Origin of the sequence: Streptomyces pimonensis (assembly GCF_041380215.1) — a bacterium.
GTDB classification, from domain to species: Bacteria; Actinomycetota; Actinomycetes; order Streptomycetales; family Streptomycetaceae; genus Streptomyces; species Streptomyces pimonensis.
In genome coordinates, this window is record NZ_JAHWZY010000038.1 from 39,304 (window position 1) to 57,789 (window position 18,486).

The 18,486-nt window shown below is 72.9% G+C and carries 22 protein-coding genes and 2 pseudogenes; 5 read left to right on the forward strand and 19 right to left on the reverse strand.

Going from position 1 to position 18,486, the window contains the following annotated elements; all coding sequences use genetic code 11:
* Positions 1–16 precede the first annotated feature (16 nt).
* On the forward strand, positions 17–904 hold the full coding sequence (locus KYY02_RS28015; RefSeq protein WP_371242684.1) for an NAD(P)-dependent oxidoreductase: 888 nt from the start codon (positions 17–19) through the stop codon (positions 902–904).
* 6 nt (positions 905–910) lie between these two features.
* Here the strand turns inward: KYY02_RS28015 and KYY02_RS28020 are convergent, their stop codons facing one another.
* From KYY02_RS28020 to KYY02_RS28030, 3 genes are read right to left on the reverse strand one after another with little or no spacing between them, the layout of a single operon-like run.
* Positions 911–2,938, reverse strand: coding sequence for a HelD family protein (locus KYY02_RS28020; protein WP_371242686.1), 2,028 nt, complete (start codon positions 2,936–2,938; stop codon positions 911–913).
* Between the two features lie 44 nt (positions 2,939–2,982).
* Positions 2,983–3,591: a TetR family transcriptional regulator gene (locus KYY02_RS28025; protein ID WP_371242689.1), complete on the reverse strand. Its 609-nt coding sequence runs from the start codon at positions 3,589–3,591 to the stop codon at positions 2,983–2,985.
* Between the two features lie 49 nt (positions 3,592–3,640).
* On the reverse strand, positions 3,641–4,516 hold the full coding sequence (locus KYY02_RS28030; protein WP_371242691.1) for a GntR family transcriptional regulator: 876 nt from the start codon (positions 4,514–4,516) through the stop codon (positions 3,641–3,643).
* A 164-nt stretch (positions 4,517–4,680) separates the two neighbouring features.
* Here KYY02_RS28030 and KYY02_RS28035 point away from each other — a divergent pair, with 164 nt between their 5' ends.
* Complete coding sequence (locus KYY02_RS28035; protein WP_371242733.1) at positions 4,681–4,869, forward strand: hypothetical protein; 189 nt, start codon at positions 4,681–4,683, stop codon at positions 4,867–4,869.
* A 33-nt stretch (positions 4,870–4,902) separates the two neighbouring features.
* Here the strand turns inward: KYY02_RS28035 and KYY02_RS28040 are convergent.
* Positions 4,903–5,813, reverse strand: a pseudogene (locus KYY02_RS28040) (winged helix-turn-helix domain-containing protein).
* Positions 5,814–5,993: 180 nt separating this feature from the next.
* Here KYY02_RS28040 and KYY02_RS28045 point away from each other — a divergent pair.
* Positions 5,994–6,179, forward strand: coding sequence for a hypothetical protein (locus tag KYY02_RS28045; protein WP_371242693.1), 186 nt, complete (start codon positions 5,994–5,996; stop codon positions 6,177–6,179).
* Between the two features lie 160 nt (positions 6,180–6,339).
* On the opposite strand, the gene KYY02_RS28050 is transcribed toward KYY02_RS28045, so the two are convergent.
* Together KYY02_RS28050 and KYY02_RS28055 are read right to left on the reverse strand one after the other, a co-directional pair.
* A complete protein-coding gene (locus KYY02_RS28050; protein ID WP_371242695.1) occupies positions 6,340–7,596 on the reverse strand; it encodes a GNAT family N-acetyltransferase in 1,257 nt (418 codons plus the stop codon).
* 56 nt (positions 7,597–7,652) lie between these two features.
* The gene (locus KYY02_RS28055; RefSeq protein WP_371242697.1) at positions 7,653–8,285 is read right to left on the reverse strand and encodes an RsiG family protein; all 633 of its coding nucleotides are present in this window, start codon (positions 8,283–8,285) and stop codon (positions 7,653–7,655) included.
* A 177-nt stretch (positions 8,286–8,462) separates the two neighbouring features.
* On the opposite strand from KYY02_RS28055, the gene dtd reads away from it, so the two are divergent.
* On the forward strand, positions 8,463–8,888 hold the full coding sequence (gene dtd / locus KYY02_RS28060; RefSeq protein ID WP_371242699.1) for a D-aminoacyl-tRNA deacylase: 426 nt from the start codon (positions 8,463–8,465) through the stop codon (positions 8,886–8,888).
* A 10-nt stretch (positions 8,889–8,898) separates the two neighbouring features.
* Here the strand turns inward: dtd and ygfZ are convergent, their stop codons facing one another.
* The 6 genes from ygfZ to KYY02_RS28090 all read right to left on the reverse strand — a co-directional run bounded on the left by ygfZ (position 8,899) and on the right by KYY02_RS28090 (position 13,646).
* Positions 8,899–9,864: a CAF17-like 4Fe-4S cluster assembly/insertion protein YgfZ gene (ygfZ, locus tag KYY02_RS28065; protein WP_371242701.1), complete on the reverse strand. Its 966-nt coding sequence runs from the start codon at positions 9,862–9,864 to the stop codon at positions 8,899–8,901.
* Positions 9,865–9,873: 9 nt separating this feature from the next.
* Positions 9,874–10,311 carry a Fur family transcriptional regulator gene (locus KYY02_RS28070; RefSeq protein WP_371242703.1) on the reverse strand — a complete coding sequence of 146 codons (438 nt, stop codon included), beginning with the start codon at positions 10,309–10,311 and terminating at the stop codon, positions 9,874–9,876.
* 55 nt (positions 10,312–10,366) lie between these two features.
* Positions 10,367–10,942, reverse strand: a complete 576-nt coding sequence (locus tag KYY02_RS28075; RefSeq protein ID WP_371242705.1) for a heme-binding beta-barrel domain-containing protein — start codon at positions 10,940–10,942, stop codon at positions 10,367–10,369.
* Positions 10,943–11,167: 225 nt separating this feature from the next.
* Positions 11,168–12,112, reverse strand: a complete 945-nt coding sequence (locus KYY02_RS28080) for a hypothetical protein (protein WP_371242707.1) — start codon at positions 12,110–12,112, stop codon at positions 11,168–11,170.
* On the reverse strand, positions 12,109–12,966 hold the full coding sequence (locus KYY02_RS28085) for a hypothetical protein (RefSeq protein WP_371242709.1): 858 nt from the start codon (positions 12,964–12,966) through the stop codon (positions 12,109–12,111). Before KYY02_RS28085 ends, KYY02_RS28080 begins: the two co-directional genes overlap by 4 nt.
* Positions 12,963–13,646: a hypothetical protein gene (locus KYY02_RS28090; RefSeq protein WP_371242711.1), complete on the reverse strand. Its 684-nt coding sequence runs from the start codon at positions 13,644–13,646 to the stop codon at positions 12,963–12,965. Before KYY02_RS28090 ends, KYY02_RS28085 begins: the two co-directional genes overlap by 4 nt.
* A 285-nt stretch (positions 13,647–13,931) precedes the next feature.
* On the opposite strand from KYY02_RS28090, the gene KYY02_RS28095 reads away from it, so the two are divergent.
* Positions 13,932–14,294 carry a DsrE family protein gene (locus KYY02_RS28095; protein WP_371242713.1) on the forward strand — a complete coding sequence of 121 codons (363 nt, stop codon included), beginning with the start codon at positions 13,932–13,934 and terminating at the stop codon, positions 14,292–14,294.
* A gap of 13 nt (positions 14,295–14,307) precedes the next feature.
* Here the strand turns inward: KYY02_RS28095 and KYY02_RS28100 are convergent.
* The 7 genes and pseudogenes from KYY02_RS28100 to KYY02_RS28130 all read right to left on the reverse strand — a co-directional run.
* Positions 14,308–14,566, reverse strand: a pseudogene (locus KYY02_RS28100) (DUF3099 domain-containing protein); the annotation flags it as partial.
* Between the two features lie 87 nt (positions 14,567–14,653).
* A complete protein-coding gene (locus tag KYY02_RS28105) occupies positions 14,654–14,941 on the reverse strand; it encodes a DUF1416 domain-containing protein (RefSeq protein ID WP_004986406.1) in 288 nt (95 codons plus the stop codon).
* A 42-nt stretch (positions 14,942–14,983) separates the two neighbouring features.
* Entirely contained in the window at positions 14,984–15,829 is an 846-nt protein-coding gene (locus tag KYY02_RS28110) for a sulfurtransferase (protein ID WP_371242715.1), read from the reverse strand.
* A gap of 129 nt (positions 15,830–15,958) precedes the next feature.
* The gene (locus KYY02_RS28115) at positions 15,959–16,066 is read right to left on the reverse strand and encodes a putative leader peptide (protein WP_371242717.1); all 108 of its coding nucleotides are present in this window, start codon (positions 16,064–16,066) and stop codon (positions 15,959–15,961) included.
* Positions 16,067–16,262: 196 nt separating this feature from the next.
* On the reverse strand, positions 16,263–17,003 hold the full coding sequence (locus KYY02_RS28120) for an LmeA family phospholipid-binding protein (RefSeq protein ID WP_371242719.1): 741 nt from the start codon (positions 17,001–17,003) through the stop codon (positions 16,263–16,265).
* A 137-nt stretch (positions 17,004–17,140) separates the two neighbouring features.
* Positions 17,141–18,181, reverse strand: a complete 1,041-nt coding sequence (locus KYY02_RS28125; RefSeq protein ID WP_371242721.1) for a hypothetical protein — start codon at positions 18,179–18,181, stop codon at positions 17,141–17,143.
* Between the two features lie 3 nt (positions 18,182–18,184).
* Positions 18,185–18,439: a MoaD/ThiS family protein gene (locus KYY02_RS28130; RefSeq protein WP_371242739.1), complete on the reverse strand. Its 255-nt coding sequence runs from the start codon at positions 18,437–18,439 to the stop codon at positions 18,185–18,187.
* Positions 18,440–18,486 lie beyond the last annotated feature (47 nt).

Genomic DNA, 18,486 nt, shown 5'->3' on the forward strand with positions numbered 1-18,486 from the left:
TTATGGGAGTTGAAACATGTCTGTGCACACCGACCAGCCCTCCGTCACCGTCCTCGGTCTCGGTCCGATGGGCCGGGCGCTGGCCGGCGCGTTCCTGGACGCGGGGGTGCGCACCACCGTCTGGAACCGCACGCCCGGCCGGGACGCCGAGCTGATCGCCCGGGGCGCGGTCCCGGCGTCGTCGCCCGAGGAGGCGGTCTCCGCCGCCCCGCTCACCGTCGTCTGCGTGGTGAACTACGACGCCTCGGACGTCGTGCTGCGCCAGGACGCCGTGACCGCCGCCCTCAAGGGCCGTACGGTCGTGAACCTGAGCGCCGACACCCCCGAACGCGCCCGGGACACGGCCGGGTGGGCCGGTCGGCACGGCGTCCGCTACCTGGACGGCGCGATCATGACCCCGACCCCGACCATCGGCACGGACGACGCGGTGTTCCTGCACAGCGGCCCCGCGGAGCTGTACCGGGAGCACCGGCCCGTGCTGGCGGCGCTCGGCGGCAGCCACACCCACCTCGGGGAGGAGGCCGGCCGGGCGGCGGCGTACGACATCGCGCTGCTCGACATCTTCTGGACGTCGATGGCCGGCTACGCGCACGCCCTCGCCGTGGCCCGCGCGGAGGGCGTCACCGCGACGGAACTCGCCCCCTTCGCCCAGGGTATCGCCGCGATCCTCCCGCCCCTGTTCGCGGAGTTCGCGGCGGACGCCGACGCCGGCACGTACTCGGGCGAGCTGAACCCGATCACCTCGGCCGCCTCGACCATGGCCCACGTCGTCCACGCCTCCGAGGCCCACGGCATCGACGCGAGCGTGATGCGGGTGATCGAGGGCCAGGCCCGGCGGGTCATCGCGCTCGGGCACGGCACGGACGGCTTCACCCGGGTCGCCGAGATGGTCGCCCGCCGCTGACGGAGGTCAGAAGGGCAGCTCCCGCGACCGCACCATCTCCAGCCGGGACACCGCCCGGGTCAGCACCACGTACAGCCGGTGCAGCCCCCGCTCCTCCGCCTCCGCGATCGCCGCGGGCTCGACGGCCACCACGTGGTCGTACTCCAGGCCCTTGACGACGCTCGCCGGCACCACCGCGACCCGTGCGCCCGGCTCCTCCGGACCCGACGCCTCCACCCCCGCCCCGGCCAGCGCCCGCCGCAGCCGGGGCACGTCCGCGTCCGCCGCCACGACGCCGACGGATCCCTCCCGCTCCAGCGCGTCCCGCACGGCGGCCACGACCGCGTCCGGCACCCCGTCCGGCCCGGCGACCTCCCGCGTGCGCAGCTCGCCGTCGCCGCGCAGGGAGCGGGCCGCCGGCACGTCGACGTCCAGCCGTTCCAGGAGCCGGTTGGTGAGCGTGACCACCGCCCGCGGCACCCGGAATCCCGTGGTCAGCGGGATCACGGCCGCGTCCGGCTTCCCCAGGTGCCGCAGCACCGCCGACCACGAGCGGGCCGCCCAGGGGGTCGTCCCCTGCGCGAGGTCGCCCAGCACGGTGAGCGAGCCGAAGGCGGTCCGCCGGGCGATGGCCCGGCACTCCATCGGGGAGAGGTCCTGGGCCTCGTCGACCACGACGTGCCCATACCCCTCGGGGTGCTCGACCAGCCCGGCGACCTCGTCGAGCAGCACCAGGTCCGCGGCCGACCAGCGCGCCGACTTCCACGACCGCGGCGGCCCCGCCCACAGCACCGCCTTCTGCTCCTCCGCGTCCAGCAGCCCCTCGGCGGCGACGGCCAGCGCCTCGGGGTCACCCAGCAGTCCGGCCACCACCTCCTCCGCCCGCGCCCGCGGCCACACGGTGTCGACGTACGCCGACACCGGCCGCGCCCGCTCGATCCGGCGCACCCAGGCGGCGCCGCGCGGGCCGCCGCGCCGCTCGGCCCGTTCCCGCACGGCCCGCACGATCCGGGCCCGCACCCGCTCCCGCCCGACGCCGTACGGCGGCTTCCCGGCCCGCACCTCCGTCACGATCCGCGCCAGTTCCTCCGGCTCGAGGCGCCAGCGGTACGAACCGTCGGGCACGGCGAGGCAGTCGGCCGGGTCCGTGCGCACCCGCGCGTACAGGGTTCGGCGCAGCACCTCGGCCATCCGGACGTCGTGCTTGACGACGGCGGCGCGCTCGTCGTCGGTCCCGGTGACGGGGTGCCGGGCGATCTCCTCGGCGAGGGTCGACTGCCGTACGCCGGTCTCGCCGAGGGCGGGCAGGACCTCGGAGATGTAGGAGAGGAAGGTGCGGTGGGGGCCGAGGACGAGGAGTCCGCCGCGCCGGACGCGCTGCGGGTGGGTGTAGAGCAGGTAGGCCGCCCGGTGCAGGCCGACGGCGGTCTTGCCGGTGCCGGGAGCGCCCTGCACGCACACGGAGAGGCCGAGGTCCCCGCGGACGAGGTCGTCCTGCTCGGGCTGGATGGTGGCCGCGATGTCCCGCATGGGGCCGGTGCGGGGCCGCTCGACCTCCCGGGCGACGATGCCGCTGACCCGCTCCTCCCCCCGCCCCAGGTGCTCGTCCTCCAGGCCGGTCAGGTCGGCGGAGTCGCCCCGGCTGCCGGGCGCCCAGCCGAACCGCCGGCGCACGGCGACGCCCTGCGGGTCACGGGCGGTGGCCTGGTAGAAGGCGCGGGAGACGGGCGCCCGCCAGTCGACGACGAGGGGCGGGGCGGCGGGGTGCTCGGTGATCCGCAGCCGTCCGACGTGGTAGCTCTGCCCCGAGTGACCGGTGTCGCCCCGCGCGAAGTCCAGCCGCCCGAAGAACAGCGGTCCCGGGGGCAGTCGCCGCAGCTCCTCGGCGTGGCTGCGCAGCCGGTACCCGAGGACCTCGGCGTCGGCCCCGGAGGCGGAGACGTCCTCGCCGGTGACGACCTGCTCGTCGGCTCCGGCGGCCATGGCGGCGAGGGCGGTGCGGCAGCGGTCGTGGTGGGTGCGTTCCCGTTCGAGGGCGTGCTCGGGTGGCGTCATTCCACCGAGCGTACCGAATAAAGCAACCGAGTTACATTTTTTACTCAGTTCATCAATCGCGGCAGCGCCTCCGCCAGCACCCCGAACGCCCGCCCGGCCGCCGCCACCGCGTCGTCCCGGACGTCCCCGACCCGCTCCCCCGCCGCGATCCGCCGCCAGTTCTCCTGCGCGAGGATCCGTCGTACGGCGATGATCTGCCCCGCCGCCAGCCGCGCGTCGAGCCCGCCCCCGAGCACCCCGGCCAACGCCTCCTCGGACCGCTCCAGATACCCGTACAGCCGTGCCACCAGCGCCGGCGTGCCGTACAGCAGCGTGTGGAAGGCCAGTACCTCGGGGTCGTCGTTGAGCCCGGTGACCGGATCGCACCGCCGGAGTCCGTCCAGGAAGTGCCGCCGCAGCGCCTCGACCGGCGTCGGTCCCTCCGCGGCCACCCGGGCCGCCTCGCCCTCGTGATCGGCGATCCGGTACAGGACGAGGTCCTCCTTCGCCGGGAAGTACCGGAAGAGCGTCGGCTTGGAGATCTCGGCCGCGGCCGCCACCTCGGCGACGGACACGGCGTCGAAGCCGCGCTCCAGGAAGAGCCGGACCGCGATGTCCGACACGGTCCGGTACATCCGCCGCTTCTTGCGCTCCCGCAGGCCGATCTCGCTCATGCGGCGAGCCTACGGCCACGGCCCGCGCCGGCCCGTTCCGTCCCAGGGGCTAGGAGAGCGTCAGGTCCGTCGTGATGGTCCCCCACAGGGCGTCGAACCACTTCCGGGATTCCTCCACGAACGCCCGCTCCCGCTGCCCTTCCCGCTCGGTGAAGGGGAAGAGGAGGGACTGGGAGCCCAGGGCGTCGTACATCTCCAGGGTGTGGCTCTCCCACTCCTCCTCGCGCCGGGTCAGCATGTAGTAGCCGATCAGCGCCTCCCCGCCGTTGAGCAGGTACAGCTTCACCGGCGGGGTGAACGGCAGCGCGCGGAAGGAGACGCTCACGTCGACGCCGTGGGTGGCGCGCAGGGCGAGCAGGTTGTGGCGCAGCACCCGGGCCTGGGCGTTGCGCTGGATCAGCCACCGCTCGTGCACCGGGCCGTCGGTGCCGTCGCGCCCCTCGACCGGGACGGGGAAGGCCAGGTTGATCCTCCGGGAGGGCAGCAGGAGGCGGACGTCGACCGACTCTGGACGGGTGCGACCCTCGTGGATGCGCCGGACCGGTTCGCTCAGCGCCAGCATCAGGCTCTCGGCGGTCAGGCACACCGCGTCGATCCGCACGTGGGCCGCCGAGAACGCTTCCGTCAGGCGTGGCGCCAGCCCCACCATCGTCGGCCGGGGCTCCTCCCGGGCGGGGGCCGGTTCGGCGATCCGCGGCGGGCTGCCCTTGCTGACGTTGCTGAGCAGGCCGTCCTCCTGGAGGGCGCGCAGGGCCTGGCGGACGGTGCCGCGCTCCACACCGAACTCCTCGGCCAGCTCGGCCTGAGTGGGCAGGCGATCGCCCGCCCTGAGCTCGCCGGCCCGGATGCGTTCCCGCAGGATGTCGGCGATCTCCTGCGGCGGGACTCTGCTGCTGCCGTTCACTGAGACGTTCTCCTGGGTCACGACAAGACGTTACAACTTCGATCCATTTGAAGGGAGTTGTTTGAAAGTTGTTTATGGAGAGGGGCCAAGTGGGGACAACCTAGGCAGAGTTGGTCACCAACTTTTCCAAGTTGGCGAGTCTCTGGTTCCGCAGCTCCGGCCCGCACCCGAAGGAGGAACGCGCCGTGCCCGTCCTCGCCCTCGTCCCCGCCGTCCTGGTCGTCACCGTGGAACAGCTCGTCCAGTGGAAGTACGGCGCGGCCGGCGTCCTCGGCCTGCTGCTGCTCACCATAGGCGTCAGGTCGAACCGGCCGGGGATCAGCTCCGCCGGAGCCGTCCTGCTCGCGCTGCTGGTGACGAGGCCGGCCCTGTGAGAAGCCACCGCCGCCCCGAGCCCGCGGGAGACGTCAGCCCGTGAGCACCAGATCCGAACCGATGGTCTCCCACAGGGCGTCGAACCACAGGCGCGACCACTCGACGAACGCGGTGCCCCGCAGGACGGTCCCTGCTCGAAGGCGAACAGCAGGGACGGGCGCCCTGCGCGTCGTACGTCTCCGGGCACTCCTGGCCGATCTGCGCCCTGCTGCGCGCCGGGTCAGCATGTAGTAGCCGATCAGCGCCTCCCCGCCGTTGAGCAGGTACAGCTTCACCGGCGGGGTGAACGGCAGCGCGCGGAAGGAGACGCTCACGTCGACGCCGTGGGTGGCGCGCAGAGCGAGCAGGTTGTGGCGCAGCACCCGGGCCTGGGCGTTGCGCTGGATCAGCCACCGCTCGTGCACCGGGTCCCCGGCGTCGTCGCGCCCCTCGACCGGCACCGGGAAGGCGAGGTCGAGGTCCCGGCCGGGCAGCAGCACCCGGAGGTCGATCCTGGCCGGTTTCAGCCGTCCGAAGTGGATCCGGCGCAGCGGCTCCCCGAGGGCCGGGGTGAGCGAGATCGAGGTCAGGCAGACGGCGTCGATCCCGACGTGCCCGGCCTCGAAGGCGGCGGCGTCCTGGGCGCGAGGCCCGCCGCGGTGGGCAGCGGGGGCGCCGAGGGGCCGGTCAGCGCCCCGCCGGGGCCGGCGGCGACGGTCGCCGGGGTGCCCTTGGAGACGTCGGTGAGCAATCGCTCGGACTGCAGGACGCGCAGCGCCTGGCGCACCGCGGGGCGCTCCACACCGGACTCGGCGGCGAGCCGGGCCCGGGTGGGCATGCGCCGGCCCGGCCGCAGCACCCCTGGCCTGATCCGCGCACGCAGTTCGTCGGCCACCTCACGAGGCGTGGGCTGCGGCCGCTGCGGCTTCCTCCCCCCATGGGCGGAGACGTGTTCCGGGTCCACATCCGAACACTACAATTTCCCGCCATCTTCCTGCAGTTCGGCGGAGAGTGGTTACAGGCCTCTCTCAAATGGCTATAACCAAAAGCAAGTTGGTAACCAACTTCCGCAACCTGGTCGACGGTCCGGAGGGCCGACCGCCGGGGAGTGGGATGGAGGCCACGAACGACAAGGGGGACCGTCATGCCGCTCATCGCCATCGTCCTCGCAGCCCTGGCCGTCGGGTTCGAGCAACTCGTCCAGTGGAAGTACGGGCCGATGGGAATCATCGCCTTCGTCGCCCTCACCGTGGGCGTCAAGGCGCGCAACACCGTGATCAGCGGCACCGGCGCGGTCGTCCTCGTGATGCTGCTCGCCCGGTCCGGCTGACAGCACACCGCACGGACCGCCGCCGGGCTCCACTCCGGAGGGGAGCCGGGAGTCCCGTCGGCGGGCACCCCCGCACCACCACAACCGAACAGCTCGCTACGGACGAGTCTCCCGTCGTCGGCGGAAGGAGAGGGCAACAGGCGCGCGGGAGCGACAGCGCTCAGAACACGTCCGGGCACCACGGTCGCCTGGAGGTACGCAGCAGGGCGTCGACCTGACGGGCGGCGCCCGCTCGTTCTTCCCGGACCCGGCCCAGCGCCGCGAGGCGCACCGCCGACTCGTCCCCCAGCCACAGCACGGACAGGTCGGCGACGTCCAGCGTGAGATCGGCGCTCCCGGTGGTCGGCGCACAGACCCCGGCCCCGTCCGCGGACGCCTCGAGGCGGTAACGCCCACCGGCCAGTCCGGCCCGGTCGGTCACCTCCAGCACCAGCGACCCCGCGGCCCCGTACGTCCGCGCCCCGAGGGCCCGTACGACGTCCAGCATCCGCACCCACAGCCAGTCCGCCTGTGTGGTGACGGCGGCGGCGCGCGGGTCCGGCAGGAGATGCGGGAGCAGATCGTCGGGCGCCCGCCAGCCGCTCCTCACCCGCGTCACCCAGTCGACGGAACACAGGTAGAGCCACAGCGCCCGTTCGGCGGCCGGGGTCACCGCGGTCAGCCACTTCACCCGTGCCGTGTTCAACGGCTGCTTGGCGTCCCCCCAGTGGTCGTCGGCCGTGTAGGCGGCCATGCCCTCGACCTCGCCGCCGGCCGAGCGGTACACCGCGTGGTACGGCTCCTGGAAGGTCGGGTGGAAGCGCACGGCGCCGGTCGTGGTCTTCCACCACAGCTCGTCCCGGCTGACGGCGCCCGGCTGGATGCAGCGCAGCCGCTCGTGCAGTTCGGGGCCGAGCCTGCGGACGTCCTCCGCGTCCACGAGGTCGACCCGGCCGCCGTCCTCCGGGCCCGCCCGGCGCGGGTCGAGACCGGCGCGCGGCACGTCGACGGTCCACTCGGTCGCCGTGGTGGCCGGGCCGAAACCGTACCGGCCGTAGATCGGGTACTCGGCCGCGATCAGCGTCGCGACGACGTCCCCGCGCTCCTTCGCCGCGGCGAGGTCCTGCGCCATCATCCGGGTGAGCAGACCGCGACGGCGGTGGGTGGCGGTGACGGTGACGTTGGTGACGGCGCCGGCGGGCACGGTCGCCCCGCCGACCACCGTCAGCTCCTGCGCGAAGGACCGGAACGTCGCCACGCAGCGCCCGTCGTCGAAGGCCCCGACCGACCGGCCGGGCGTGAACTGCGCCCGGCGCGCGTCGAGGATCTCCCCGGACAGGGTGGGCTCCCGCAGGAACCCGGTGTTCAGGGCGCGTTGCCAGTCGGCGAACTCGGACCCGGTGATCGGGCGTACGTCGATGTCGGCGCGGGAGGTCATGGGCTCACGGTAGGTCGGCCGCGCGCCGGGTGTCGAAGAGGTTTCCCCCGGCCCGCTCACGTGAGCAGGTCGTCGACCTGCGCCTCCCCGTCCCGGTACCGGCGCGCGATCTCCGCGCTGCACTCGTCGGCCGTGCACTGCAGCCGCTGCCGGCGCCGGGACACCTGCTGCTCGTACCGCACGAGCCGTCCCATCGCGGCGTTCAGCTCCCCGTCCGTGCGCGCGCCCAGGTCGGACAGCTCCACCTCGGCGAGCATCTCGGACGCCAGCCGCCGGTACTCCTCGCCCTGCGGCGTCCCCAGCGTCACGTGCCGGGCGGAGGAGCGGTGCCGGGCCGGGGTGTCCCGCAGGATCTCCGCCAGCCGCTCGATGACGGAGGCCTCCCCCGGCGCGACGGCCGAGGGCGCCTCCCGTGGGAGGCGCCGGGTCAGCTCCGCCCGCAGGATGTCGATCCGCCCCTGCAGCAGCCGCCGCACATAACTGAGGTCGGCCTCGTCACGCTGCGCGTCCCGCCGCACCGCGCGCAGCTCGGCCAGGCCGAGCACGGCCAGATCGCGCACCGCCCGGTCCTCGGGCAGCACCGGGCTGTCCGTGCGCTGTGTGGGCGGCCGGCAGAACTCCCGTTCCCCGATCCCCACTTGGGTCGACGGGACAGCCCCCAGCGGCTGCCCGATCCCTGGTGTGCTCATGTGCCTCAACCGTCCCCTCGACCGGCGTGTGCCAGCATCGTGCCACCCCGGGCGGCCACATTGTGAGCGAGTGCCCCCGATCCGCCCCAGATGGGCGTTAAGGAGTAAAAATAGCCCGGCCGGGGTCCCCCGCGGGCCGCCGTCGGCCGCCTGTTCGCCGACCGGCATGATGGTCGTATGCGAGCAGTGGTACAGAGGGTCGACGGCGCGCGCGTGGTCGTGGACGGCGAGACGGTGGGGGCGATCGAGGGCGAGGGGCTGTGCGTCCTCGTGGGCGTCACCCACGAGGACACCGAGGAGAAGGCGGCGCAGCTCGCCCGCAAGCTCTGGTCGGTCCGGATGCTCCAGGACGAGAAGTCGTGCAGCGACGTCGACGCCCCGCTGCTGGTGATCAGCCAGTTCACCCTGTACGGCGACGCCCGCAAGGGCCGCCGCCCCACCTGGAACGCCGCCGCACCCGGCGACCTCGCCGAGCCGCTGGTCGACGAGGTGGTGGCCCGGCTGCGCGCGCTGGGCGCGACGGTGGCGACGGGCCGCTTCGGCGCGGAAATGCGGGTGTCGCTGACCAACGACGGCCCGTTCACCGTCCTGCTGGAGGTCTGAACCGTACGGCTCAGGGCTCGACGACGGTCTCCTGCGCGGCGGCCGTGTCCCCGGCGACCAGCCGCGCGTCCACCGGCACGTTCCGCTTCACCAGCGCCAGCGCGGCCGGCCCCAGCTCGTGGTGGCGCACGGACGTGGTGACGAACCCGATCTTCCGCCCGTCCGGGCCGTCGTCCGCGAGCCTGATCTCCGTGCCCGCCGGCGGCAGGTGGACCTCACTGCCGTCCAGGTGCAGGAAGACCAGCCGGCGCGGCGGCTTCCCCAGGTTCTGCACCCGGGCCACCGTCTCCTGCCCCCGGTAGCAGCCCTTCTGCAGGTGCACGGCGGTGCCGATCCAGCCCAGCTCGTGCGGGATGGTGCGGTGGTCGGTCTCGAAACCGAGCCGCGGCCGGCGCTGCTCGACCCGCAGCGCCTCGTGCGCGAGGATCCCGGCGGCCGGCCCCGCCTTCCGGGCGTACGACTCCAGGTCGCCGCGTGGCAGGAACAGATCCCGCCCGTACGGCGTCTCGCGGACGGCGACCCCTTCGGGCGCCTCCGCGATGGAACCGGCCGGCAGGTGCACCACCGCGGTGTCGGCGGTGCGGTCGGCGATCTCGACCCGGTAGAAGAACTTCATCGACTCCAGGTACGCGATCAGCGCCTCCCGGGTGCCGGGCTCGACGTGCGCCCAGACCGTCTCACCGTCGTCGACCAGGTAGAGCGCGTGCTCGATGTGGCCGTTGGCGGAGAGTACCAGCGCTTCGGTGGCCTGGTGCGGCGGCAGGTCGCTGACGTGCTGGGTGAGCAGCAGGTGCAGCCAGGACAGCCGCTCCGGGCCGGACACAGTGACGACCCCGCGGTGGGACAGGTCGACGAAACCGGTGCCCTCGGCGAGGGCGCGCTGCTCACGGAACAGGTCGCCGTAGTGGGCGGCCACGCCTTCGTCCACGCCCTCGGCGGGGACGGCGCCGGGCAGGGTCAGCAGGGGGCTCTTCATGCGCCAAGCCTACGACTCGGCGGCCGAAGCCTTCAGGGAGCAGTCCTCGCACCGGCCGAAGATCGCGAAGTGCTTCATGTCGGTGTCGAAACCGAACTGCTCGCGCAGCTTGGCGGTGAACTCGGCGGCCACCGAGAGGTCGGCCTCGATCACGTTCGTGCAGTCCCGGCAGACCAGGTGGATGTGGTGGTGCCGGTCGGCGAGGTGGTACGTCGGCGCCCCGTGCCCGAGGTGGGCGTGGCTGACGAGCCCCAGCTCCTCGAGGAGCTCCAGCGTGCGGTACACGGTGGAAATGTTGACCCCCGACGCCGTCCTCCTCACCTCGCCGAGGATGTCCTCGGGGGTCGCGTGCTCGAGGGTGTCCACGGCTTCGAGCACCAGCTGCCGCTGCGGAGTCAGCCGGTAGCCGCGCTGCCTGAGGTCGCTCTTCCAGTCGGTGCTCACCACACCACGAGTCTAGAGCGACCCGTGCCCCGCCGAAGAGGGTCCGCTCGAAGAAGGCCTACTTGAAGAAGGCGATCCCGTCGTCCGGCATGTCGTCGGGCAGGGCCTTGGCCCAGCGCTCGACCTCCTCCGGGGTGACGACCTTCTTCAGGTGCGCCGACATGTAGGGACGCAGCTCGACCTCGGGTGTCTGCTTCTCGCCGACCCACATCAGGTCGCTCTTGACGTAGCCGTACAGCCGCTTGCCGCCGGTGTAGGGCCGCGAGGCCGCGGTGCGCGCCACCGCGTCCGTGACCAGGTCGATCTGCGGCTTCTGGTCGGCCAGTTCGCCGTACCAGATCTCGATGACGCCGTCGTCGCGGGTCATCGTCACCTCGACCTTGCGGTTCGCGTCGATGCGCCAGAAGCCGTGCTCCGACTCCAGCGGACGGACCTTGTTGCCGTCGCCGTCCAGCACCCAGGTGCGGGAGCTGTACTCCAGGAAGTCCCGGCCGTCGTGGGTGAACGTGACCTCCTGGCCGAAGTTGCACTTCTCGGCACCGGGGAAGTCGTGCACGCCGGCGCCGGCCCAGTTGCCGAGCAGGAAGGCGAGCGGGACGAGGTCCTTGTGCAGGTCGGACGGGATCTCGATCATGAGCGGAACTTCCTGGCGTCGGTGATCAGCGCTGGCCCTGGTACAGCTTCTTCACGGTCAGCCCGGCGAAGGCGAGGACGCCGACGGCAACCAGGACCAACAGGATTTCGAAGAAGAGTTCCACGGGTGCTCCTTGAGCGGGGTGCGGTGGTGTGCACGGGGCCGGACCCCAGCTTACGCGGCCATGGCCCGGCCCTGTCGTGCGAGGTGTGTCCTCCCCGCGTCTCAGCCCAGCAGCTGGCTCTGCAGCACGACCGTCTGCCGGAACGGCACGGCGTGCGCGGTCCCCTTCCGGGACTGCAGCACGACGGCGAGGACGTCACCGGCGGCGAGGTAGGCCAGCCGCTCCTGCTCGGCGCCGTAGGGCTCGGTCTCGACCTGGGCCGAGCGCCGGACGCCCGCGACCTCCGCCTTCGCCGGGAACGACTCGTCGCTGTCGATGCTCTCGGCGCCCCGCACCCGGTAGGCCGAGATGTACGAGAAGTGGGGCAGGAAGAAGCCCCCCTCGACCATGGCCGCGGTGTCGAACCGCAGCAGGTAGATCCTCGTCCGGGTGCCGTCCGCGGTCGTCCAGCCGCGGGCCGCGATGTGCCGCAGACCGCCGTCGACGAGCTGCTGCCGGAAGGTGTCCCGCTGGTCCTCCTCCGCGTACTCCTCGAGGAAGTCGTCCGCCGCCAGCCAGCCGTCCTCGCCGCGCAGCGCCTCGTTCTCCTTCGCCCCCTCCGGGGCGGGCAGCAGGAGGGCGCGCAGGTCGGCGTGGTGGGTGCCGGCCGGATTGGACTCCGCCTGCGGTCCGGGGCTGCCGACGGGCAGCGGCGGCTTCGTCAGCTCCGGGTAGTCCCACCGGCCGTCGGAGACGGTCGCCAGACCGGGCACGTCCGTCCGTTCCATCCGGGTGACGCCGTACGCCGTGCCCGCGCCGGCCACGGCGAAGACCACGACGGCGGCGGTCCAGCGCAGGGCGGCGCGCAGCGCCCGGCGGTCCTTGCGCGCCGGCGACCCCGGATCGGCCACCGCGTCCGGCACGGCCGGCGCATCTGGCACGGCCACCGCGTCCGGCACGACTGATACATCCTGTACATCTGATACGTCTGGTACCGCCGGTACCGGCGGTACCGCCGGCGGCTCCGCGGGCGGGGCGGGTACGAGGGTCTGCGGCTGCTCGGTCATACGGCCTTCCCCGGTTCGTCGATGCGGTCGAGCTGCTCGCGGAACAGTGCGGCGACGCTCTCGGTGTCCAGCGGCTTCGCGCCGTCCGCGGTGAGGGTGACCAGGACGTCGCCGACGTGGGCCGAGCACTGCATCGTGTCGAGGTCGGTCTCCGCGTCCGCCGGCGGCAGGAAGCACCGGGCGTCCTCGTGACCCTTGATCCTCGGTCCCTCGCGGAAGACGTCCAGGGCGTCGAGGAACTCGGTCTGGAACCGCGCGAAGTCCCGCACGGCGGCCTTGTTCTCCATCCGGGCGAGGACGATGCCCACGGTGTGGACCTCGTCCTCGTTGTAGACGCTGTTCGACCCGCTGGTGTAGCTGCGCATCGCCATGCCCTCGACGCGCCAGCTGTCGATCTCCTTCTCCAGCCGCCTGCGCTCCGAGCGCGGCAGATCGCGCAGCGACTCCTTCTGCAGCGCCGTGGCCCGGGCGCCGCCGAGCTGCGCGTCCGAGCCGAACTCGCCGAAGTCCGGACCCGGGAACCAGTGGTCGTACCCGTACGGCACGAGCACCCCGGCCAGTCCCCGCTCCTCGGCCGCCCCACCCGCGGCGGCCTTGTCCTCGGCCGCCGCACCGGGGAACTTCCATTCGGCCGCGCCGGCGTCACGGTCGGCGTCCCGCACGGTCACGACGGTGTACCCGACGCCCGCGACGACGACCCCGGCCAGCAGCGCGGAGCCGGCGACGGCCGCGACGCGGCCCCACCGCACGGGCCGCTTCGCGGGGGCCGCGGCGGCGGTCTCGTCGAGGACGGGCGGGGCGGAGGGCACGGGCGGGGCGGAGGGCACGGGTGCCGGGTTCTGTGTCTCGTTCACAGCCGCTCCATCTGCCGCTCGGCCAGATCCATGATCATTTTCTTGGGAACGGGCTTGCTCCCGTGCACCCAGACCTCCATGGCGATGTCACCGCGCCAGGCATGCGCCTCCGCGCCGTACAGGGGCTCGTAGCCGGGTTCGACGTCGGGGCTGCGGTGGACGTACGCCCGGCCCTCCTCGGTGCCGGGGACGGCCCAGCTGTCCGTGTCCTCCCCGTCCTCCGCCCAGTACTGGCCGTTCTCGACGCTGTCCGCGGCCGCCAGGGTCTCCTCCTGGCGGAACTGGACCAGCCGGATCTCCACGCTGTAGCCGTCGTCGTCGAGCCAGCCGACGACGGCCGCCCTGCGGAACTCGTCCATGGCCAGCTGCCCGAACATCGAGCCGGATTCCTCGTAGTAACCGGCGTACTCGGCGAGTTCCATCCAGCCGTCCTCGCCCACCGGCCAACCGGGCTCCCGCGCCCCCCGCGGCTTCTCCAGCAGCAGCTCACGCAGGTCGCCGTCGGTCCTCACGCGGCGGTCCCGGGCTGCCGGCAACGGCTCGGGCGCCTCACCCCTCGACTGCGCGAGCACCGGCTGCGACAGCGGAGGCAGCCCGGTGGGCTCGCGGTCGGCCTGGACGAGGTATCCGGTGCAGGTACCGGCGACCACGCCGAGCACGGCCGCGACGGCGATCAGCACGGCCGTGCGCCCCCGCCGGCGTTTCCGGGCCGCGTCCGGAGCCGGTGTCCCGGGAGACTCCGGAACCGGGCCCCCCGGAGCCTCCGGGGCCGCGTCCGCCGACTTCTTCGGGGTCGCAGTGCCCTCGGGCGCATCCGCAGGTTCCGGCGCGCCCGGGGCGGCGGCTGCTTCTTCCGGTTGTTCCAAGACGTCTCCCACAGAAGGCGAAGCGCGTATTCCGTCCACGCGCACAGGAGACCCACAGGCATCGGCCGAAGTTGTAGCGATCATGATTACGATTCGGTCATGGCGAAGAAGCTTGTGATCAAAGTGACCGCGGGAACCGACGCACCCGAGCGCTGCTCGCAGGCGTTCACGGTGGCGGCGGTGGCCGCCGCCAGCGGGGTCGAGGTCTCCCTGTGGCTCACCGGCGAGTCCGCGTGGTTCGCCCTGCCGGGCAGGGCGGCCGAGTTCGAACTGCCGCACGCCGCCCCGCTGCCCGACCTGCTGGACTCGGTCCTGGCCACCGGCCGGATCACCCTGTGCACCCAGTGCGCGGCCCGCCGCGACATCACCGAGAAGGACGTCATCGAGGGCGTGCGCATCGCCGGCGCACAGGTCTTCGTGCAGGAGTCCCTGACCGACGGGGCCCAGGCGCTCGTCTACTGAGCGGCCCGCTCCACCGGGGCCGCTTCCTGCCGTCCAGCTCGTTCCACCACGCGTCGGACTCCGGATCGCCGGACGGGTCGGCCCACCACCGGTCCTCCGGCCCCCGCCGGTTGGCGACCCATCGCGGCGACCGGCGGGATGACCATGGCCACGAGGCGCATGCCCACGGCCGCCGGCACCGACCACAGCCGCACCACGCCCCCGGCCAGGACGAACAGCCCGACGCAGGCGCCGGTCATGACGAAGTGGACGTGCCGCCTGCGCGCGTACATACGTCCAGCGCAGGTCCGGACGCACCGGAGGGCCGCACCCCGGGCGTCCAACCCGTGGGGTGCGGCCCTCCGGCCGTTCCCGTGTCCTCAGACCGCGATCGCGACCTCGGCCAGCCCGCCCTGCTGGGCGACGACCGTGCGGTCGGCGGTGCCGCCGGGCACCAGGGCGCGGACGGTCCAGGTGCCCTCCGCCGCATAGAAGCGGAACTGTCCGGTGGCGGAGGTCGGGACCTCCGCGGTGAACTCTCCGGTCGAGTCCAGCAGACGGACGTAGCCCGTCACCGGCTCCCCGTCGCGGGTCACCTGGCCCTGGATGGTGGTCTCACCGGGCTTGATCGTCGAGGCGTCCGGGCCGCCGGCCTTCGCACCGCACATGTCGTACTCCTGAAGTGGTCTGGAAGGGTCGGTCGGGAGGGGTTACCTGCCGGGGCCGAGCTCGATCGGCACGCCGACGAGGGAGCCGTACTCGGTCCAGGAGCCGTCGTAGTTCTTGACGTTCTCCACGCCGAGCAGCTCGTGCAGCACGAACCAGGTCAGCGCGGAGCGCTCACCGATGCGGCAGTAGGCGATGGTGTCCTTGGACAGGTCGACCTGCTCTGCCTCGTAGAGCGCCTTGAGCTCCTCGTCGGACTTGAAGGTGCCGTCGTCGTTGGCGTTCTTCGACCACGGGATGTTCGCGGCGGTCGGGACGTGGCCCGGGCGCTGCGACTGCTCCTGCGGCAGGTGGGCCGGGGCGAGCAGCTTGCCGGAGAACTCGTCGGGCGAGCGCACGTCGACCAGGTTCTGGCTGCCGATGGCGGCCACGACGTCGTCGCGGAAGGCACGGATGGACGCGTCCTGCGGCTTGGCCTTGTACTCGGTCTTCGGGCGCTCCGGCACCTCGTCGCCGGGGACCAGCTCGCGGGCGTCGAGCTCCCACTTCTTGCGGCCGCCGTCGAGGAGCTTGACGTTCTCGTGGCCGTACAGCTTGAAGTACCAGTAGGCGTACGAGGCGAACCAGTTGTTGTTGCCGCCGTAGAGGACGACCGTGTGGTCGTTGCCGATGCCCTTGTCCGACAGGAGCTTCTCGAAGCCCTCCTGGTCGACGAAGTCACGGCGGACCGGGTCCTGCAGGTCCTTGGTCCAGTCGATCCGGACGGCATTCCTGATGTGGTTCTTCTCGTAGGCGGTGGTGTCCTCGTCCACCTCGACGATGACGACGGTGGGGTCGTCCAGGTGCTCCTGGACCCAGTCGGCGTCGACCAGGACGTCGCTGCGGCTCATGCTGTTTCTCCTCCGGGGCAGTTACGGCGGGGCGTGCGGGTGAGAGGGTGCGCGCGGCCTCGATGGGGTCGGCGCACGGGTGGCCTCGGCGGGGCGGGGCGGGAACGCGGACGGCGGGGCGTCCGCTCGTCAGAAGGTGCGACAGAGCATGGCGGCGACACGGCACAGGTCCACTGCCCGCCGCTTCGTGAGATCCGCCTGTCCCCCCGGCCGGAGGACGCTCGTCTGACACCGCATGGGTCCGATCGTAGGGACGGACGGGTGCGCATGTCACCGGTGTGTCGCATGTTGAGACGCGATCGTCCGTCATGCGGGACGTACGCCTTCGGGAACCACCGTCCCGCCGCCCCGCCCGCCCGGACGGCTGCGGGCGGATTTACCCTACGGACACGCTCGTCTCACTTCTCGGACGGGATCTCGCCCAAACCGCCCCCTACCCGACCAGACGGACGTCGGAACCCTTCACCGTGATCTCCACCCCGGCCTCCGTGGCCCGGACCTCGTCCAGCCGGATGCCGCCCGGCAGTCCGTCGATCCTCTGCTCGAAGTCGGTGATCCGCCGCACGCCGGACTCGACCATCTCGGCCCCACCGAACTCCGGCACCGCGTCGGCCTTCACGCGCACGGTGTCGCCGTCCACGACCGTCACGGAGCTGAGCACGGAGACCGGCTCGGGCAGCTCGACGCCCAGCACGGTGGCCTCCACCGCGACCTTGATCTTCCCGTTGCCGCCGTCGGACAGCCCGACGATCCGGGCGGTGACGCCGGGGCCCGCCCGGCCGGGCTCGGAGGCGGCGGCCTCGAGCAGTTCGTCGTAGGCGATGGTGGCCGTGCCGGTGGCATCGGCGGCAACGGCGGAGCTGAAGTCGGTGGAGAAGTCGACGTCGTGCAGGTCCGCGCTCAGGCCGGCGATCCGGATCGTCCGGGCGCCGTCGCCGGTGTCGGCCTCGTAGTCCTCGATGCCCACCCGCACCTCGTCGAGGGTGCCGTCGGCGAGCTGGGTCAGGAACGGGAAGCCGTCGATCGACACGTCGGGGGTGTGCGCCAGGTTCTCGGTCGCCTTCAGCCGGTCGGCCGCCTCGCCCTCGGCGACGTGGACGGCCACGCGGTCGACGACGAGGAGGACGGCGCCCAGCGCCACCGTGACGACGAGCAGTATTCGCAGTGCGCGCATGCGGTCTTCCCTCACCGGGTGTGTGACGACGACGTTCGTCGACGACCGGGCGGCCGTCCCAGCGCGAGGGTAGTGCCGGGGAGGGCGGGGGCGGGGGATTGTCGATCACTTGTGACAGGGGCCCGCCCCGGCGGCCGTCAGGAGAGCACGCGGGCCAGGGTGTGGACCGCGGGGGCCGCCGCGGTCAGGGGCAGGGCCACGCCCGCGGTGAAGTGGACGAAGCGGGAGGGGTAGTCGTAGCTCGCCGCCCGGTGGCCGATCAGCGCGCACACCGCCGCGCCCGCCCCCACCAACGCCCCCGCCGGCCCCTCGACCGCGAACCCCGCACCCGCCGCGGCCGCCACCGCGACCACCACGGACACCGGCGTCGGCAGCGGCAGCGCCCGCGCCACCACCCCCGCCGCCACGGCGATCGCGCCCACGGTCACCGCGGAGGCGTCCGCCGCCAGGTACCCGCCCGCCGCGATCGCCAGCGCCGCCGCCACGACCGTCGCCATCAGGCCGTACATCCGCTCGTCGGGGTCCGCGTGCGACCGCAGCTGCAGCACCAGCGACAGCAGCACCCACACGCCCAGCGTCCCCAGGATCGCCGCCGGCGACCGGTCGGACAGCAGCAGCGCCGCGTCCGCGGCCAGCGCGCCGAGGAACCCCAGCGCGATCCCCTGCCGCGCCGGCCACATCCCGTTCAGCCGGAACCAGCCCGCCGCCGTGAGCCCCTGGAGCACCACCAACGGCACCAGCAGCGCGTACGTCCCCAGCGCCGCCCCACCGGCCAGCAACAGCCCCAGCAGCGCGGTGAGCAGCGCCGGCTGCATCCCCGGCTCGATGATCGGCGACCGTCCCTCGGCCCGCGCCCGCTGCGCGTCCGTGACCCGCGCGTTCCCGCCCAGCGTGGCGGGCCCGTACTCGGGCCCGGACCCGTCAGTCGCCGGGACAGGTGTGGCAGGCGTGACAGGCGTGGGAGCGAAAGCGGGATCGGGAACAGGAGCGGGGGAGACCGGAGCGTACGACGCGGCCACCGGCGGCTGCGTCTGCGTCTCCCACGTCTGCCCCTGCCACTGCTGCGTGTACTGCTGGTCCGCGTACGGGTCCTCGTACGCCTGCTGCTGCCCCGGCCACGCGCCCGGGGCCCACTGCGGGTCCTGGTACGGGTCCGCCCCGTACGGCTGGTTCGTCATCGCTCACCCTCCTGCGAACGGCGGAAGCACCTCGACCGTGCCGCCGTCGGCCAGCCGTACCGTCTCATGCGCGCGCTTGCCCACGGGTTCACCGTCGACGAGGAACGAGCACCGCAGCAGCACGCGTGCGAGTTCGCCGGAATGCCGCCCGCGCACCGCGGCGAGCGCCTCGGCGAGCGTGGCCGCCTCGTACGTCTCCTCGGCCACCCCGGCCGCGGCCTTGGCGGCGGCCCAGTACCGCACCGTGACCTTTGCCATCTGCTGATTCCTCATGAGGTTGACGGTGAACACCGTCAGGCTAGCCC

Bases quoted from the DNA above. Each gene is read 5' to 3' on its own strand.
- KYY02_RS28025 (WP_371242689.1), bottom strand. From the start codon at position 3,591: ATGAGCGAGATCGGCCTGCGGGAGCGCAAGAAGCGGCGGATGTACCGG.
- KYY02_RS28050 (WP_371242695.1), bottom strand. From the start codon at position 7,596: ATGACCTCCCGCGCCGACATCGACGTACGCCCGATCACCGGGTCCGAG.
- KYY02_RS28125 (WP_371242721.1), bottom strand. From the start codon at position 18,181: ATGACGAACCAGCCGTACGGGGCGGACCCGTACCAGGACCCGCAGTGG.
- KYY02_RS28080 (WP_371242707.1), bottom strand. From the start codon at position 12,112: ATGACCGAGCAGCCGCAGACCCTCGTACCCGCCCCGCCCGCGGAGCCG.
- KYY02_RS28015 (WP_371242684.1), top strand. From the start codon at position 17: ATGTCTGTGCACACCGACCAGCCCTCCGTCACCGTCCTCGGTCTCGGT.
- ygfZ (WP_371242701.1), bottom strand. From the start codon at position 9,864: ATGAAGAGCCCCCTGCTGACCCTGCCCGGCGCCGTCCCCGCCGAGGGC.
- dtd (WP_371242699.1), top strand. From the start codon at position 8,463: ATGCGAGCAGTGGTACAGAGGGTCGACGGCGCGCGCGTGGTCGTGGAC.
- KYY02_RS28130 (WP_371242739.1), bottom strand. From the start codon at position 18,439: ATGGCAAAGGTCACGGTGCGGTACTGGGCCGCCGCCAAGGCCGCGGCC.
- KYY02_RS28045 (WP_371242693.1), top strand. From the start codon at position 5,994: ATGCCGCTCATCGCCATCGTCCTCGCAGCCCTGGCCGTCGGGTTCGAG.
- KYY02_RS28095 (WP_371242713.1), top strand. From the start codon at position 13,932: ATGGCGAAGAAGCTTGTGATCAAAGTGACCGCGGGAACCGACGCACCC.
- KYY02_RS28055 (WP_371242697.1), bottom strand. From the start codon at position 8,285: ATGAGCACACCAGGGATCGGGCAGCCGCTGGGGGCTGTCCCGTCGACC.
- KYY02_RS28075 (WP_371242705.1), bottom strand. From the start codon at position 10,942: ATGATCGAGATCCCGTCCGACCTGCACAAGGACCTCGTCCCGCTCGCC.
- KYY02_RS28115 (WP_371242717.1), bottom strand. From the start codon at position 16,066: ATGCGGTGTCAGACGAGCGTCCTCCGGCCGGGGGGACAGGCGGATCTC.
- KYY02_RS28120 (WP_371242719.1), bottom strand. From the start codon at position 17,003: ATGCGCGCACTGCGAATACTGCTCGTCGTCACGGTGGCGCTGGGCGCC.
- KYY02_RS28110 (WP_371242715.1), bottom strand. From the start codon at position 15,829: ATGAGCCGCAGCGACGTCCTGGTCGACGCCGACTGGGTCCAGGAGCAC.
- KYY02_RS28020 (WP_371242686.1), bottom strand. From the start codon at position 2,938: ATGACGCCACCCGAGCACGCCCTCGAACGGGAACGCACCCACCACGAC.
- KYY02_RS28105 (WP_004986406.1), bottom strand. From the start codon at position 14,941: ATGTGCGGTGCGAAGGCCGGCGGCCCGGACGCCTCGACGATCAAGCCC.